Raw genomic sequence first — 16,115 nt, forward strand, 5'->3', positions numbered from 1 at the left:
CGGGTGGGGGGTCGCGCCCCCACCCGGCGCCGTCCGCGCACTCCTGCTGGCACGGCATCCACGACCTGCCGGAGCCGGCCAGCCGGCGTCGTCCGTTCGCCCCTGTACGGCGCGCTCCGCGCGCCCCTTCCCGCACGAGGGATGAAATGCCAGCACGATCCGCCTACGGGCTGCACATCCGGGGTCTCGACGAGGTCGCCGAACTGCCCACCGTCGCCCGGCCACCGGCAGGCAGCCACCCGGTGACCGTGCGCCAACGCCACGCCACACCGCCGCCACCGACACCGCTGGACGGCTACCGGCTCGTCCGGCGGCTCACCGACGGCCGCACCCTGGCACTGGAGCGGCGCAGTGGTGACGCCACGTTCTACGGACCAGCCCTCGCGGCCGACGTGCTCGCCCACCCGTACCTCGCTCCGGTCGCCGTCGTCGTCAACCGCTGGGCCGGGCGGGAGACCTTCCACGCCGGGGCGTTCGTCCACGCCGGCCGGGCCTGGGTGGTGCTCGGTGGCCGTACCGCCGGCAAGAGCACCCTGCTCGCGGCGCTCGCCGCCCGGGACGTGCCGGTGCTGGCCGACGACATCGTGGTCTGCGACGGTGGCGACGTGCTCGCCGGGCCGCGCTGCGTCGACCTGCGGGAACCGGTCCCCGGCCTCGGTTTGCCCACCCGGGCGGTCCGCGACGCCACCCGGCTGCGGGTCACCCTCCCCGCCGTCGCGCCCCGGCTGCCGCTCGGCGGCTGGATCTTCCTACGCTGGGGCGACGCGCCCGCGCTGACCCCGGTCGGCCCGGCCGACCTGCTGAGCCGCCTCGCCGCGCGGCGTTCCCTGCCCGAACTGCCCTCCGACCCGGCCGTGCTGCTCACGCTTGCCGGCAAGCCGGGTTACGACCTGACCCGCCCCCGGGACTGGGCAGCCCTCGACGCCACCCGCCGGCTACTCTGTGTCGCGCTCGCTCCTACCGGAGCCCGGCCGTGACCGTCGCCCCCGGTCTCGCCCTGCGTTGCCTCGCCCTCGACGACCTGGCCGTGTCCACCAGCGACCTGCTGCGCCGCCACGGCGTCGACAGCGTGCTGCTCAAGGGTGCCGGCCTGGCCCGCCGGCTCGGCACCGACCGGCTCTACGCCGACGTGGACCTGCTCGTCGCGCCGGCGACCATCGTCGCCGCACAGGTCGCCCTCCGTGCCGCCGGATACCGGCCGGCCCGGCCCCCCGACCTGTACGACATCGACGCCTCCTGGCACGAGCAACCCTGGACCACGCCCGGGCCGGCGTCGCTGACCGTGGACCTGCACCGCGGCTTCGCCGGGGTCGGTGACCACGACGAGCTGTGGCGATCGCTGCGCGCCGGAGCGCAGCACCTCGACCTGACCGGCGGGTGGGTGCTGGTGCCCGACGACGCCGGCACCGCCCTGCTTGCCGCCCTCCACGCCGCTCACCCCGGACGCGTCGGCAAACCCGCCCGGGACCTGGCCCGCGCGCTGGAAGTGCTGCCTCCGCACGCCTGGGAGGCTGCCGGTCGGCTCGCCACGGACTGCGACGCGGGGCCGGCGTTCACCGTCGGGCTCCGGGTGCTGCCGACCGGCGCGGCGGTCGCGACGCGGCTCGGTCTGTCGTCGACGCCCGGCCCGTCGTCCACGTGGCTCTCCGCCCACGGGGCCACTCCCACCGCGGTCACTCTGGCCCGGATGGCGGAAGTGTCCGGGTCACGTGACCGCCTCCGGCTTCTCGCCCGCCTGGTACTGCCGTCACCGGCATACCTGCGGCAGGGCTACGCAGGGGCGCGTCGCGGCCGGTGGGGCCTGCTGCGGGCGTACACCCAACGGGCCGGCCGGCACGTGCGGCAGCTGCCCCGGGCGCTGTCGGAGCTGCGGACCGCGCGGCGGCGGCACCATGACTGACCCCGTACGCGCCCTGCGCGCCCTGGCCCGGGTGACCCGCCGGCACGGGCCGCTCGGCCTTGCCCTGACGGTGTGGACGCTGCTGGCCTGCCGGCGGGTACGCCGCCAACTCGCCCGGGGCGGGCTGGACGCCGTACGCCTCCCCGCGCCCCCGCCCGGCGGCACCGACATCCTGGTCCGGGGCGCGCTGCGCCGGGGCGGCGGCAACTGCCTGGAGAGCGCACTGGTGCTCCAGCGCTGGTTCGCCCGGCGACGGGTGGCGCGGACCGTGGTGATCGGGGTCAGTGCGCCGGGCGACGGCTTCCACGCCCACGCCTGGCTCGACGGTGACCCGGACCCGCACCGGCACGAGCTGGCGGAGATTCTGCGTCGCCCCGTCCCGTCGTCCTGGTTGCCCTGACCTCGCCACCGACCGCGCTGCTGCCCCACCGTCGCCGCCGGCCCGATGGCGCTCCGCTGCGGCTGGTGTCAGAGGCGGTCGAGCAGGTCGGCGGCCTCCAGGTCGGCGAGGAAGGCTCGCACGTCGGCGTCGGCCCGCTCCCGCCCGACCGGGGCCTGCCCGGCCAGCACCTCCGTCAGTTCGGCGGCGGTGGCTCCGACCAGCAGGTGCGGCCACAGCAGCGCGGCCGAGCGGTCCAGCGCGAAGTAGACCGACTGCCGGGTGTCCAGCAGCACCGCCTCGTCGCCGGCCGCCCGCCAGGCCACCCGGTCGCTGCGGACCCGGTAGACGGGCGCGGTGTCGGTGTTCACTTCGGCACCTCCAGGGTGTCTTCTCGCGTCGGAGCCGGCCGGTCGGCCAGCCACACCTGCTGCACCAGCGCCGCCGTCCGCGGGTTGACCGGCCAGCCCGACCATTCACGGCGCAGCGCCGCCACGTCCACCAGCGAATCGTCGACCCCACCGCCGTCCCAGGCGTGCACCACCTCGCGGGTCGCCGCCCGGAAGAACACCTCGTCGAAGGTTGCCTTGCGGCGGGGCGCGACGATCAGCGGCGGCAGGGAGGCGTCGGTGATCGCGGCGAGAAGCTCCCGCCGCGACGGTGACCGAAGCCCGCCGTGGTGGGCGGTCAGCGCGGCGGCGAACCCGTCGTCCAGCAGCGGCGTCACCGCCAGCACGTCGTTGTCGGTGGCGACCGCGGCCAGGCTGGCCCGGGTCATCGTCAGGTCGCGGCGGCGCAGGTGCCAGGCGATCCGCCCGGCCAGGCGGCGCGGCTCGGCGCGCTGCTCGGCCCGGAACGCGCGCCGGGCCTGCCGCGCCACCTCCGGGCGCAGCCACGGGAACGGGGCCGGCTCCCGGTGCCGCAGGCGGGCCCGCAGCCGGCCCAGCCGGACCCGCACCGAGCTGGGACGCCGCCGCCAACCCGCCAGGATCTGGTCCCCGCCCACCCCGGTGAGCAGCGCACCGCCCCGGGCCAGCTCCACGATCGGCAGGTGCAGGTGCCGATTCGGCGGGTGCACCTGCCCGTACCGGGTCAGCAACCGGCGGGCGACGGGCCCGACCAGGTCCAGGTCGTCGCCGGCCTGGAGGATCTGCCACTGCCGGGCCAGACCCAGCTCGTCGACAACCCGGTGCTGCCACGGCGACTCCTCGGCGCGGGGTGCGTCGGTGAACCGCCAGGTGACCGGCACCGGGTCCGGCAATCCCTCCCGCCGCGCCACCCGGGCGGCGATCGCCAGCACCAGCGAGGAGTCCACCCCGCCGGAGAAGCTGACCAGGCAGGGCGGCCGGCGCAGCGCCGGCAGCACCGCCTGCTCCAGGGCGACCAGCGGCGCCGGTGCCGGGCCGGGCCGGGCGACCGGCGGGCGCGCGACGGGATCCAGGCCGAGCACGATGCCACACGCCACGTCGCGGTCGGTGGGGCGCATGGGTAAAGGGTCAGTCACGGGTCAGCACCCCTCTGCGTCGGGCGAACCACAACGCGCGGTCGAACATCCAGGCGGACACCGGCAGCAGTACGGCGGCGGTGCCGGCCAGCACCGTCGCCGCCCCGGCCCAGCCGCCCCCGGTGAGTGCCTGCCGCAGCCCGTCCAGCGCCACCCGGGTGGGCAGCACGGCGCACACCGGGTGCAGCACGTCGGGCAGCGCCGAGATCGGGAAGTAGGTGCCGGACAGGAACGACAGGGCCACCACGAGCAGCCGGGCCGCCGGGTCGCCGTGGCCGACCGCGACCGCGCATCCCATCAGCACCATCCCGAACGGCAGCGTGCACAGCGCCGCGAGGGCCAGCACGACCACCACCCCGAGCCAGTCGGCGTCGCCGACGTGCAGGCCGAAGAACCCGGCCAGCAGGGCCAGGTACACCCCGGCGCGCAGTAGCGCGAAGGCGAACGGGTACCCGACCAGCCCGAGCCCGAGCCCCCAGCCCGGCACCGGCTGTGCGGCCAGCAGTTCCAGCATCCCGTCCCGCTGCTCGGCCGTTACCCGGGCGACCACCTGAACTGTCGCGGCCTGGATCACCAGCAGGAAGACGATGCCCACCGCGACGAAGTCGAAATAGCTGGCCGAGCGGGCGAAGTCGACGGTCGGGGCCGGCATGAGCACCCGGGACACGAACAGGAAGACCAGCAGGTTGAGCAGCCCGAAGAGCAGGTCCAGCAGGAACGACAGCCGCAGCCCACGCCGCTCGGCCAGGTCCCGGCGCAGCAGGGCCAGCACCGCGCGCCCGCCGGCCCACCAAGGCCCCGGTGCACCACGGGCCGCGTCGGCTGTGCCGGGGACGTCGACCCGACCGGGCCCGCCGGGGTTTGCAGACCGTCTCGTCCGGCCGCCGGCCGGGCTCCCGGAGACCGGGGTGCCGCTGGCGGATGCGGCGTGCAGGTCACTGCTCATCGGCGTACCGGCATGGGCAGTGTCTGGTCGCACCGGGCTCGGTCGGATTCCAGGTGCGAGGCGAGCACGCAGGTCAGTCCGGGGCGGCGGTCCAGTGCGGCCCAGAACAGTGCCCGCGTTGCGGCGTCCAGGGACCGCCCGGGCTCGTCGAGCAGCAGCACCGGCGGGTCACCCAGCAGGGCGCGGGCGACGCTGATCCGGGCCCGCATCCCGGCGGAGCACCGCTGCGCGGGTGTACGGGCGTACTCGGAGATGGCTAGTTCGTCCTCGACTCGGGCGACGGCCGCCGCCGCTTGCCGGGTGGGTAGCCGCATCCGGGCCACCAGCATCAGGTTGTCGTGCCCGGAGAGGCGGCCGTAGAGGGTCTGCTCCGGGGCGAGAGCGACGCCGACCAGGCGGCGGGCCGCAGGTGTGCCGGCCGACTGCCCGGCGATGGTCGCCCGGCCGGTGCTCAGGGCGAGGGTGCCGGCCAGACAACGCAGCAGGGTCGTCTTGCCGGCACCATTGCCGCCGGCCAGCAGTAACCGGGTGCCGGGCGGGACCTCCAGGTCGAGCCCGGAGAAGACCGGGCGTCGTCCGAAGGCCCGTCCGGCACCGTCGAGTCGCAGCATGTCGGGGGCAGTGGTCGACGGGGAGGGTCAGATCGAGCCCTCGACACCGGACTGGCCGTCGGCGTCTGTGACGCCGGGGAAGCCACCCTTGGTCAGCTCGGCCAGCGTGCCGAGCCGCCGCAGCTGCGGCGGCTGGTAACCCTGCGGAACCTCGTGCGGCGGTGCAGGAAGAGGAGTAATATTCATTAAATACCCCATGGTTGATGGAAACGGATATACCGATGGTAACACCACCAGTGGGGACGTCCTACTCTCAGCCTTTCTCCGCGCCCTCGGCCGCGTCGCGGACGAAGTGCCGTTGGAAGATCACGAAGATGATCGCCACGGGAATGGTGGCGAGCAGCGCGGCACCGAGCTTCAGCGGGTACTGGGTGCCCTGGCCGAGCGAGCCGCTGACCAGGTCGGCGAGCCCGCGCGGCAGGGTGAACAGGTCCGGGTCCTGCACGGCGACCAGGCTGTGCGGGAACTCGTTCCAGGACCCCTGGAACGACAGGATCGTCAGGGTGATCAGCGCCGGCTTCGCCATCGGCAGCACCACCGACCAGAAAGTCCGGAAGATGCTCGCCCCGTCGACCCGGGCGGCCTCCTCGACGCTGACCGGGATCGACTCGAAGAACTGCTTCATGATGAACACCCCGGCGGCGTCGGCGAGCAGCGGAACAACCAGACCGGCGTAGCTGTCGTAGAGGCCGAGCTGGTTGAGGACCAGGAACTTGGGGATGAGCAGCACGACGCCGGGCACGGCCATGACCGCGATGATCGCGGTGAAGACCCCCGCCCGGCCCCGGAAGCGCAGCCGGGCGAGGGCGTAGCCGGCGAGGGAGTCGAGGAACACCCGCCCGATGGTGACCAGGACGGTGACCAGCAGCGAGTTGCCGAGCCACAGCGGAAAGGCGGTGCCGGCGAAGATGCGCTCGAAGCCGTCCAGGACGAGGGGATCCGGGACGGGGGAGAGCGGGTTGGCCGCGGCGTCCGGTTCGGTCTTGAGGGAGTTGCCGATCTGGATCACGAACGGGTAGAGGAACACCAGTCCGAAGAAGACCAGGGTGGCGTAGCCGAGGAACCGGCTGGTCAGGATGCGCAGTTCGGCACCGGCCCGCCGTCGTGGCGGCACCGGGTGCGGGGCCGTCATCGGGGGGATCCTTCCGCACGCCCGGGTCGACGGGCGGAGTCCGCGTCATCGAGGCCGGGCGGGCGGCGTCGCCACCGGCCCCGTCGCGGCGTCGGATCGTCCCGCTCGGCCACGATCCGGCGTTGGATCAGGGTGAACCCGATGATGATCAGGAACAGGACGAAGGAGATCGCCGCCCCGGAGCCGTAGTCGAAGTCGCGGAACGCGGTGCGGTACGACAGGTAGGCGGGGGTCAGGGTGGTCTTGGCGGGATCGCCCTGGCTCATCACGTACACCTGGTCGAAGACCTGCCAGGAGCCGATCAGGCCGAGGGTGAGCACGAGGAACGTGGTCGGCCTGATCAGCGGCAGGGTGACGTGTCGGAAACGCTGCCAGCGCGTGGCGCCGTCGAGGGTGCTCGCCTCGTCCAGCGTGGCGGGCACGTTCTGCAACGCGGCGAGGAACATCAGCATGAAGGTGCCGCTGGTGGTCCAGACCACCAGGGAGATGATGGAGACCATCGCGACGCTGGGCCCGGCGAGCCATTCCCACCAGCTCAGGCCGAACGGCCCGCCGCCGGTCAGGGCGGCGGGCGCGGCGTCGACACCGACTGCGCCGAGCAGGATGTGCAGGACGCCACGGGAGTCGGCGAACCACTGCGGTCCGGTTATGCCGAACAGGCCGAGCAGGGCGTTGACGGCGCCGGAGTTGGCGAACAGGAACAGGAACACCACGCTGATCGCCACCGAGCTGGTGACCGAGGGGAAGTAGAAGGCGGTGCGGAAGAACGCCTTCCCCCTGAGCATCCGGTTGTTGACGACCAGCGCGAGCCCCAGGGCGAGCAGGGTCTGCGCCGGAACGACGATCACCACGTAGTAGAGGTTGTTGCGCACGCTGGTCATGAAGTCCCGGCGGGCCAGCCCGTCCTCGGTGAACAGCCGGGTGTAGTTGTCGGCACCGACGAACGGCACGTCGCCGGTGAACGGGCTGCCCTGGCCGTTCCAGGCGGTGAGGCTGACCCACAGCGCCATCAGGATCGGCAGCAGCAGGAACAGGCCGAGGATGACGATGACGGGCGCGACGAACAGCCACCCGGCGACGGCCTCGTCACCCCGCACCCCGAGCCGGCCCCGGCGCGGGGTGCGGGGTGACGAGGTGGCCGGCGCGGTCCCGGTGTCGAGTGCCATGACCCTCTCCCTCGCTCCGGTGACTCAGCCGCCGAGCGCCGCCCGCGCGTTGCGGTCGAAGCTGTCCAGGATGGCCTTCGGGTCCGTGCTGGCCAGGCCCTGGAGTCCGGTGTCGAGTTCGGCCAGGACGCTGTCCATCCGGGGAGCGTTCACCGGACCCTGCGCGTACGCGGCGCCGTCGATGAACGGCCTGTCGGCAGGGAACTCGTTGGTGTAGCGGTCCCGCACGGACTGCCGTGACGGCATGACGCCGAAGGCCCTCGCGAACGTCAACTGCTGATCGCCCCTGGTCATCGCCTCGACGAATGCGACGGCCTGCTCCTTGTGCCGGGACTTGGCGGCGATGCCCCAGCACTGGGTGAAGGACAGCGTTCCCTTGCCGCTGGGCCCGGCCGGCAGCTCCACGATCCGGTACTTCACGGTCGGGAAGTCGTTCTGCAGGGCTCCCTTGATCCAGTTCCCCTCGATGGTCATCACGGCGGCACCCTTGCCGAAGGCCTCCCCGGACCAGCCGGCGTCGAGCTGCTTCGGGAAGCGGGCCAACCCTTCGGTGAGCAGCGACTTGACGTACGTCAGGGCGGCGACGTTCTCGGCGGTGCCGGCGGTGGGCTGACGGCCGTCGTCGCTGAGCAGCCAGCCGCCGTTCTGCACCAGGAACGCGCCGATCCGGTCCCGGGTGTCGCCGAGGGCGAGCGGCACCAACCCCGCGGCCTTGATCTTGCGGCTGGTGGCGGTGAGCTGGTCCCAGGTGGTGGGGATGTCGGCCTCGCCCAGCCCGGCCTTCGCCCACAGGTCGGTGTTGATCTGCAGGGCGAGGGTGGAGAAGTCCTTCGGGGCACAGTAGAACGTGCCGTCGTAGGTGAAGGTGGTGCGCAGGCTGTCGTAGAAGTCGGTGTGGTCGCTGATCCGGTCCCCGTACGGTTCGAGGGCGCCGACGCTGGCGTAGTCGGCGAAGCGGGCCGCGTCGACGTAGAACACGTCGGGTGGGGTACCGCCGGCGAGGGCCTGCCCGAGTTGCTGGGTGAGGTCCTGCGCCGGGGTGACCGTGGCCTGGTTGCCCGATGCCGTGGCCCACGCGGCGGCGGCGTCGCGGACGGCCTTCGTCTCGGCGTCGCCGGACGAGCCGATGAGGATCCGCAGGTCGGCGGGCCCGGTGTTCTGCGGTGCGTCGGCGGTGGGGTCGTCGAAGCCACTGCCGCAGGCGGTGAGCAGCGCGACGGCGGTGAGGCCGGCCGTCGCAGCCCGGACGAGGACGTGGGGTGCCATCTGATTCTCCTGGGGAAGGGGGACGGGGAGTCAGGCGGTGTGTCGCAGGACCAGGTCGGGGCGCAGCAGGAGGTTCCGGGGGGTGCGCTGCGGCCCGTCGAGGACGTCGGTGAGCAGGTCGACGCAGCGGGCGGCGGCCTCGCCGAGGGGCTGGCTGACGCTGGTCAGGCCGACCGCTGCGGCGACCGGGGTGTCGTCGAAACCGATCACCGGCACATGCGGATGCGCGCCGCTGTCCCGGGCGGCACGGTCGACGCCGCTGTCCCGGTCGACGCGGCTGTCCCGGGCGGCTTGGACGGCACCGAGGGCGAGGGAGTCACTGGCGCAGACCAGCGCGGTGGGCGGGGCGGGCCGGGCGAGCAGTTCCCGGGCCGTCCGCTCGCCCTGGGTGATGCCGTCGTCGGTCTCGGCGTCGAGCCCGGCGGGGTCGAGGTCGCTGGCGAGCAGGGTGCGTCGCCACCCGCTGCGCCGGTCGTCGCCCACCCCGGAGCCACGGGGCCAGCCGATGAACCCGATGCGGCGGTGACCGGCCCGCACGAGGTGTGCCGTGGCCTGCTCGGTGCCGGCGGCGCCGTCGACGTCGACCCAGCAGTGCGCGTCCGGGTCGTCCCACGGCCTGCCGAACGTGACGAAGGGGACCGCCCGGTGCGCGAGCCAGGCGGTGCGCGGGTCGCCGTGCTTGGTGCCGGTGAGCACGAACGCGTCGAGGTCGTAGGCGCTGAGCAGGTCCTCGTAGGTGGCGATCTCGCCATCGTCGTCGCCGGCCGTGTAGATCATGACCCGGTAGCCGGCCGCCTCGGCGGTCTCGGTGAGCCCGTGGAGGAACCGGTCGAGCACGGAGCCGTTGATGCCGTCGCGGGTGGGTTCGATCCGTACGGCGATCAGCCGGGAGCGGCCGGTACGCATCTGCCGGGCGGCCTGGTTGGCGCGGTAGCCGAGGGTGGTGATGGCCTCCAGCACCCGTTGCCGGGTCTCGGGACGCACGATGTGCGGGGCGTTGAGGACGTTGGACACGGTCTGTCTGCTGACCCGGGCGTGCCGGGCCACCGTCGCGATGGTGACCTTCCCAGCCATTCCTCACCTCTCGCACTCGCACTCTTGAACGATCCCATCGGAGTGGGGCAGGATTGGAACGTTCAAGTTGCTGAATTGTTTCGCACTCTGCACCCCCCGCCGAACGTCTGTCAAGGCACCGGCCCCCCACCCCAGCCCGAGGAGCCGACGTGACCGAACGCCTGCAACCCCTGCTGCACGACCTCGTGGGGCTGGTGCTCGCCCCGGCCAGTGTGCTGGGGGACGCGGCCGGACAGATCCGCCCGGTCGGCGTCCAGGGCGCCTTCCACGCCGACACCCGGGTGCTGTCCCGGGCCGAGTTGCGCGTCGACGACCATGAGCCGGAGGCGCTGACCCACGGCGCGGCCGGGCCGAACGGCGTACGGTTCGTCGGCCTCGCCCGCCGGCTGGGCGACCCGGGCCCCGATCCGAGCGTCCGCGTGGAGCGCACCCGTCATCTGCGATCCGACGGACTGTACGAGGAGATCCGCGTCGTCTCGACCGCGTCGGTCGCCGTCCGGGCCACCGTCGACCTGCACCTCGCCTGCGACCTCGCACCGATCGAGCGGGTGAAGTCAGGGGCGGCGACCACGCCCGTGCCGGCGCAGGCCGGTGCCGTCGACGAACTGGCGTGGTCCGGTGACGGCGTCGCCGTCGGGGTCGTCGCGCAGGACGCGGAGGTACGCCCCGACCCCGCGCGCCTGCGGTGGCGGATCGACCTGCCGCCGCGTGCCACGACCACCCTGCGCTGGCGGCTCACCGTTACCGACCCCCGTGCCGTGGTCACCCGGGCAGCGGCCGCGGCGACCTGGGCCGAACCGACCGTTCACGCCGACGACCGCCGGCTGACCCGGCTCCTGCACCGTGCCCTGGCCGATCTGACCGGGCTGCGCCTGGCCGACCCGGTCGATCCGCGTGACGTCTTCCTCGGCGCGGGCGTGCCGTGGTTCCTCACCCTCTTCGGTCGCGACAGTCTCTGGGCGGCCCGGATGATGCTGCCGCTGGGCACCGACCTCGCCGCCGGAACGCTCCGCACGCTGGCCCGCCGGCAGGGCGGGAAGACCGACCCGGTCACCGCAGAAGCGCCCGGCAAGATCCTGCACGAGCTGCGCCGGGACGGGTTCTCCCTGACCGACACCGGGCTGCGGCTGCCGCCGGCCTACTACGGCACCGTCGACGCCACCATGCTCTGGATCAACCTGCTGCACGACGCCTGGCGCTGGGGTCTGCCCGCCGATCAGGTCACGCCGCTGCTACCGCACCTGGAGGCCGCGCTCGGCTGGCTCGCCGAGCACGCCGACGCCGACGACGACGGCCTGGTCGAGTACGTCGACTCCACCGGCCACGGCCTGTCCAACCAGGGCTGGAAGGACTCCGGGGACGCGGTGCGCTTCCGCGACGGTCGCCTGGCCGCCGCGCCGATCGTGCTCGCCGAGGTGCAGGGCTACGCCCACGAGGCCGCGACGAACGGCGCCGCTCTGCTCGACGCGTTCGGCCGCCCCGGCGCCGACCGGTGGCGCGACTACGCCCGTCGGCTGGCCGATCGGTTCCGCGCCACGTTCTGGGTCGACGGGCCACACGGGCCCCAGCCAGCCCTGGCCCTCGACCGCGACAAGCACCCGGTCGACGCGCTGACCAGCAACATCGGTCACCTCCTCGGCACCGGCCTGCTCGACGCGGCGGAGGAGGGCCAGGTGGCCCGGCTGCTGGCCACGGACGCGCTGGCCGGCGGCTTCGGTCTGCGCACCATGTCCACCGACGACGCCGCGTTCAGCCCTCTGTCGTACCACTGTGGCTCGATCTGGGCCCACGACAGCGCCATCGTGCTCGCCGGCCTCGCCCGCGCGGGTTTCCATCCGCAGGCGCGCGGCCTCGCCGATGGTCTGCTTGCCGCCGCCGAGGCGTTCGACTACCGGCTGCCGGAGCTGTACGGCGGTGACGACCGGGCCCTGCTCGGCCGCCCAGTGCCGTATCCGGCCGCCTGCCGGCCCCAGGCGTGGTCGGCGGCTGCCGCCGTGCTGCTCCTGCAGGCGGCGACCGGCCTCTACCCGGACGTCCCGTCCGGCACCGTCCGCCTCGCCCCGCTGGCTGGCCCCGACCTGGGTGCGGTCTCCGCCCAGGGGCTGCGCGTGGCGGGCAGCCCGGTCACCGTGACGGTCGACTCGGCAGGAGCCGCCACCCTGACCGGCCTGCCCGGTGGTCTGCGCCTGGTCGCCGCGACGGTGCCCGCCGCACGGACCGGAGCCGAGTTGTCGCCGTCGGGTGCCGCAACGCCCGGCACGGACTGAGGCCACTGCCGATTGCTGCCGGGCCCGGAGAGGGCCGCAGCGCCACCGCCGTCACCCAGGTCGCCGCCACCCGCGTTCGCGGACGGCCCGCCACTGCACGCGGCGGCTACCGTAGCCGGAGATCTGCCACCTCGGGGAAGCCGTACCAGGACAGCCGGAAGGCCGAACCGGCCTCGGGCACCACCGGGAAGTCACCCCAGGAGGTGGCCTGCGCGCCGGGCGCGAGGAGGAAGGACTCCCCGGGCCGGTGTGTGGCGCACCAGCTGTTGTCGGGGCCCACGGACCGGCCGTCGGCCAGGGTGATCCGCGAGGAGGTGCGGTCGTCCTCCGCGGTGGGGCAGCTCAGCGGCCACGGCACCGCGGAGTCGTTGCGGTAGGTGACGTTCAGCCGCAACGATCCGCCTCTGACCTCGGCGTTCACGAGCGTCACCCGCATCGACGCCTGGTCGTACACCGGCCGGTCGAGGGGGTACGTGCGGGGCCGGTCGGGCTCCTGTGGTTCGGAGCCGGTGGCGTCGGAACCGGTGGTGTCGGGATCTGCGGCGTCGGGGTCGGCGGCGTCGGGATCGGCGGCGTCGGGATCGGCGTCGGAACCGGCCGGCCCGCCGTCGGCGCGGGTGGGGGAGTCGGTGGAGCGGGGGTCACCGGGGCCGGCGAGGTGGAAGCCGCCGACCGCCCCGACGATCGCCATGAGGGCCAGCACCGCGACGAAGGCCAGCGTGCCCAGGTGCCGTTTCTCCATCTGGCCTCCCGTGTCGTCAGGTGATGGCGCGACCGTAGCACCGCCGATCTCCCGGTCACGGGTCCCGTGATTCGCAACCGCGCTCCGGAACTGTGTCCGAGAGTTTCGGATGCGTCGGTCCCACCCGGCGGTGCCGGCGGGTCCCACGTCGGGCGGGTGGTCGGATGACCGTCCGGCACGACCGGGCTGGCGGGGAGGCAGGACGGACAAGATCGATAGTCGCCGATAGTTTCCGGAAGGTGTTGACACCCGAATGCCGGTCCGCGGATGCTGTCGCCATCGACATTCGTCGACTGATGTCGATCCGGGTGACCGCCACCACCGGCCCGGTCCTCCGGCCCCGGGACGACGGGCGGCCGAACCCGCCGGGCGGCACGAACCGCGCGGCGTGCCTCGCCCCGTCGCGTCGGGCCCGCAACCGGCCCACCGATCCTCACGAGGAGGAGACCCCATGACCGACGAACCCGTCCCGAGGCGTCGCGGGCGCGGCCGTCTCAGGCTGCTCACCGCCGTCGTCAGTGCCGTGGCACTGGTCGCCAGTTCGGTGCTGCTGCCCGGCACCGCCCACGCGGCCGTGACGTCGAACCAGACCGGAAACCACGGCGGCTACTTCTACTCGTTCTGGACCGACAGCGCCGGAACGGTCTCCATGGAGCTGGGCTCCGGCGGCAACTACAGCACCTCGTGGCGCAACACCGGCAACTTCGTCGCCGGCAAGGGCTGGAGCACCGGTGGCCGCCGCAGCGTGACCTACTCGGGCAGCTTCAACCCGTCCGGCAACGCGTACCTGACGCTCTACGGGTGGACGACCAACCCGCTCGTGGAGTACTACATCGTCGACAACTGGGGCACCTACCGGCCCACCGGCACGTACAAGGGGACGGTCACCAGCGACGGCGGCACGTACGACATCTACGAGACGACCCGCTACAACGCCCCGTCCATCATCGGCACCGCGACCTTCAAGCAGTTCTGGAGCGTACGCCAGGCCAGGCGCACGGGCGGCACCATCACCAGCGGCAACCACTTCGACGCCTGGGCCCGCAACGGCATGAACATGGGCAGCCACAACTACATGATCATGGCGACCGAGGGCTACCAGAGCAGCGGCAGTTCCAACATCACGGTGGGTAGCTCCGGTGGCGGCGGCGGTGGCGGTGGTGGCGGTGGCGGTGGTGGCTGCACCGCCACCCTGTCGGCGGGGCAGCAGTGGAGCGACCGGTACAACCTCAACGTCTCCGTGTCGGGCGCGAGCAACTGGACGGTGACGATGAACGTCCCGTCCCCCGCGAAGGTCCTCGCGACCTGGAACGTCAGCGCCAGCTACCCCAGCGCCCAGGTGCTGACCGCCAGCCCGAACGGCAACGGAAACAACTGGGGCCTGACCATCCAGCACAACGGCAACTACACCTGGCCGTCGGTCTCCTGCAGGACGGGCTGACCACACCGCGACGGTCGAGGACGGTCGACGCCCACCCCTTCCGCCGAGGGGTGGGCGTCCCGCCGGGGCGGTAGGTGTCCCGCCGAGGCGGTGGACGCGCCGGTCACCAGGGGCAGGGGGCGTAGTCCTTCAGGAAACAGCCGTACAGGTCCTCACCCTGTTCGCCGCGGACGATCGGGTCGTACACCCGGGCCGCGCCGTCGACCAGGTCCAGCGGGGCGTGGAAGCCGGCGTCCGCCAGTCGCATCTTCGTCGGGTGGGGTCGCTCGTCGGTGATCCAGCCGGTGTCCACGCTGGTCATCAGGATGCCGTCGGTCAGCATCTCCTGGGCGCTGGTGCGGGTCAGCATGTTCAGCGCGGCCTTGGCCATGTTGGTGTGCGGGTGCCCCGGCCCCTTGTAGCCGCGCGAGAACTGACCCTCCATCGCCGACACGTTCACCACGTACTTGCGCCGGGCCGGGGCCGCGGCCATCGCGGGTCGTAGCCGGCTGACCAGCACGAACGGCGCGGTCACGTTGCACAGCTGCACTTCGAGCAGCTCCACCGGGTCGACCTCGTGCACCCGCTGCACCCAACTGTTGACCGGGTCGAGATCGGGCACCAACCCGCCGGCGTCGATGGCGGTGGCCGCCGCGATCCGTTCGGGCGAGGCGGAGCCGGTGGTCAACGCCAGGGCGGTGAGCGCCTGCGGGGTGATCGGGGTTGCCTGGGACCCGATGGTCAGGCTGCCCGCCGCATCGCCCCGGCCGGCCGGGGCGGCGAATGTGATCATCTCCGGCAGCGGGCCGTCCGGCAGGGCCGCGGCCTCCGCGGCGACGAGATGGGCGTACGCCCCGGGCGTGCGGCGGACGGTCTGCGCCGCGTTGTTGATCAGGATGTCGAGTGGACCCTGTTCGCTGACCGAGTCGGCGAGGGCGATGACCTGGGCGGGATCGCGCAGGTCGATCCCGACGACGCGCAGGCGGTGCAACCAGTCCCCGCTGTCCGGCATGGCGGCGAACCGGCGGACCGCGTCGTGCGGAAACCGGGTGGTGACCGTGGTGTGCGCGCCGTCGCGCAGCAGCCGCAGCGCGATGTACATGCCGATCTTCGCCCGGCCGCCGGTGAGCAGGGCGCGCCGGCCGGTCAGGTCGGTGCGGGCGTCGCGGCGCTGCCGGTTGAGGGTGGCGCAGGGCGGGCAGAGCTGGTGGTAGAAGGCGTCCACCTCGTGGTAGCGCTGCTTGCAGACGTAACAGCCACGCGGCTTGTGCAGGAAGCCGGCCGTGGCGCCCTCGGTGGGGGAGGCGAGTGGGATGCCCTGGGTCTCGTCGTCGATCCGCCCGGGGGCGCCGGTGGCGGTTGCCTCCGTCACCGCGCGGTCGGCCGTCGCGATCAGATCCCGTCGCTCCTCGCGCCGCCGCTGCTTGATCATCTTGTAGAGCCGCGCGGTGGCCCGCTGCACCCGCACCACGTCGGGGTGGTCGTGCGGGAGGTCCTCCAGCGCCTCGAAGACACCGAGGCAGATCTCCAACCGGCCGCGGTCGATGCCCTGGTGACCGTTTTCGCTATCGTTGTCCGCCGTCATGCCGTCGCTGTCTCATCCCGTGTCCCGCGCCGGAGTTGCCCGGCCACCCCAAGTCCGACCCGGAACTGTACGCACCGCACGTCCCGCGGCGCATCCCGCGCCATACCCGCCCGCTCGGGGATT

The 16,115-nt window shown here is 73.2% G+C and carries 16 protein-coding genes; 5 read left to right on the top strand and 11 right to left on the bottom strand.

The features are described from left to right. Positions 1-146: 146 nt before the first annotated feature. The 3 genes from GA0070616_RS28310 to GA0070616_RS21795 are packed head-to-tail and all read left to right on the top strand — an operon-like array spanning position 147 to position 2,300. Complete coding sequence (locus GA0070616_RS28310; protein WP_175440165.1) at positions 147-977, top strand: hypothetical protein; 831 nt, start codon at positions 147-149, stop codon at positions 975-977. Further along, positions 974-1,900, top strand: a complete 927-nt coding sequence (locus GA0070616_RS21790; protein WP_175440166.1) for a nucleotidyltransferase family protein — start codon at positions 974-976, stop codon at positions 1,898-1,900. The genes GA0070616_RS28310 and GA0070616_RS21790 overlap by 4 nt, the downstream gene beginning before the upstream one ends. Next, positions 1,893-2,300: a lasso peptide biosynthesis protein gene (locus GA0070616_RS21795; RefSeq protein WP_091086357.1), complete on the top strand. Its 408-nt coding sequence runs from the start codon at positions 1,893-1,895 to the stop codon at positions 2,298-2,300. Before GA0070616_RS21790 ends, GA0070616_RS21795 begins: the two co-directional genes overlap by 8 nt. A 68-nt stretch (positions 2,301-2,368) precedes the next feature. Here GA0070616_RS21795 and GA0070616_RS21800 read toward each other — a convergent pair whose 3' ends face one another. The 9 genes from GA0070616_RS21800 to GA0070616_RS21835 all read right to left on the bottom strand — a co-directional run bounded on the left by GA0070616_RS21800 (position 2,369) and on the right by GA0070616_RS21835 (position 9,978). Next, complete coding sequence (locus GA0070616_RS21800; RefSeq protein ID WP_175440167.1) at positions 2,369-2,650, bottom strand: PqqD family protein; 282 nt, start codon at positions 2,648-2,650, stop codon at positions 2,369-2,371. After that, positions 2,647-3,765: an asparagine synthase-related protein gene (locus GA0070616_RS21805; RefSeq protein WP_091086363.1), complete on the bottom strand. Its 1,119-nt coding sequence runs from the start codon at positions 3,763-3,765 to the stop codon at positions 2,647-2,649. The genes GA0070616_RS21800 and GA0070616_RS21805 overlap by 4 nt, the downstream gene beginning before the upstream one ends. 10 nt (positions 3,766-3,775) lie before the next feature. Beyond that, positions 3,776-4,729, bottom strand: a complete 954-nt coding sequence (locus tag GA0070616_RS21810; RefSeq protein WP_091086366.1) for an ABC transporter permease — start codon at positions 4,727-4,729, stop codon at positions 3,776-3,778. Then, positions 4,726-5,340, bottom strand: coding sequence for an ATP-binding cassette domain-containing protein (locus tag GA0070616_RS21815; RefSeq protein ID WP_091086368.1), 615 nt, complete (start codon positions 5,338-5,340; stop codon positions 4,726-4,728). The genes GA0070616_RS21810 and GA0070616_RS21815 overlap by 4 nt, the downstream gene beginning before the upstream one ends. 27 nt (positions 5,341-5,367) lie before the next feature. Beyond that, positions 5,368-5,526 (bottom strand): lasso RiPP family leader peptide-containing protein, encoded by a 159-nt coding sequence (locus GA0070616_RS27750; RefSeq protein WP_175440168.1) that lies wholly within the window; start codon positions 5,524-5,526, stop codon positions 5,368-5,370. Between the two features lie 67 nt (positions 5,527-5,593). Beyond that, the gene (locus GA0070616_RS21820; protein ID WP_091086370.1) at positions 5,594-6,472 is read right to left on the bottom strand and encodes a carbohydrate ABC transporter permease; all 879 of its coding nucleotides are present in this window, start codon (positions 6,470-6,472) and stop codon (positions 5,594-5,596) included. Then, entirely contained in the window at positions 6,469-7,638 is a 1,170-nt protein-coding gene (locus GA0070616_RS21825; RefSeq protein WP_091086374.1) for a carbohydrate ABC transporter permease, read from the bottom strand. Before GA0070616_RS21825 ends, GA0070616_RS21820 begins: the two co-directional genes overlap by 4 nt. A gap of 24 nt (positions 7,639-7,662) precedes the next feature. Next, on the bottom strand, positions 7,663-8,904 hold the full coding sequence (locus GA0070616_RS21830; RefSeq protein ID WP_091086378.1) for a sugar ABC transporter substrate-binding protein: 1,242 nt from the start codon (positions 8,902-8,904) through the stop codon (positions 7,663-7,665). A 30-nt stretch (positions 8,905-8,934) separates the two neighbouring features. Then, positions 8,935-9,978, bottom strand: a complete 1,044-nt coding sequence (locus tag GA0070616_RS21835; protein WP_091086383.1) for a LacI family DNA-binding transcriptional regulator — start codon at positions 9,976-9,978, stop codon at positions 8,935-8,937. A 149-nt stretch (positions 9,979-10,127) separates the two neighbouring features. Between GA0070616_RS21835 and GA0070616_RS21840 the strand changes: the two genes are divergently transcribed. Further along, positions 10,128-12,245 (top strand): amylo-alpha-1,6-glucosidase, encoded by a 2,118-nt coding sequence (locus tag GA0070616_RS21840; protein ID WP_175440169.1) that lies wholly within the window; start codon positions 10,128-10,130, stop codon positions 12,243-12,245. 106 nt (positions 12,246-12,351) lie between these two features. On the opposite strand, the gene GA0070616_RS21845 is transcribed toward GA0070616_RS21840, so the two are convergent. Then, entirely contained in the window at positions 12,352-12,987 is a 636-nt protein-coding gene (locus GA0070616_RS21845) for a hypothetical protein (RefSeq protein WP_091086389.1), read from the bottom strand. Between the two features lie 451 nt (positions 12,988-13,438). Here GA0070616_RS21845 and GA0070616_RS21850 point away from each other — a divergent pair, with 451 nt between their 5' ends. Then, positions 13,439-14,428: a glycoside hydrolase family 11 protein gene (locus GA0070616_RS21850; protein ID WP_091086392.1), complete on the top strand. Its 990-nt coding sequence runs from the start codon at positions 13,439-13,441 to the stop codon at positions 14,426-14,428. A 103-nt stretch (positions 14,429-14,531) separates the two neighbouring features. On the opposite strand, the gene GA0070616_RS21855 is transcribed toward GA0070616_RS21850, so the two are convergent. Further along, positions 14,532-15,992 carry an SDR family NAD(P)-dependent oxidoreductase gene (locus GA0070616_RS21855; RefSeq protein WP_091086396.1) on the bottom strand — a complete coding sequence of 487 codons (1,461 nt, stop codon included), beginning with the start codon at positions 15,990-15,992 and terminating at the stop codon, positions 14,532-14,534. Between the last annotated feature and the right edge of the window lie 123 nt (positions 15,993-16,115).

The organism is Micromonospora nigra (assembly GCF_900091585.1).
Classification (GTDB): domain Bacteria; phylum Actinomycetota; class Actinomycetes; order Mycobacteriales; family Micromonosporaceae; genus Micromonospora; species Micromonospora nigra.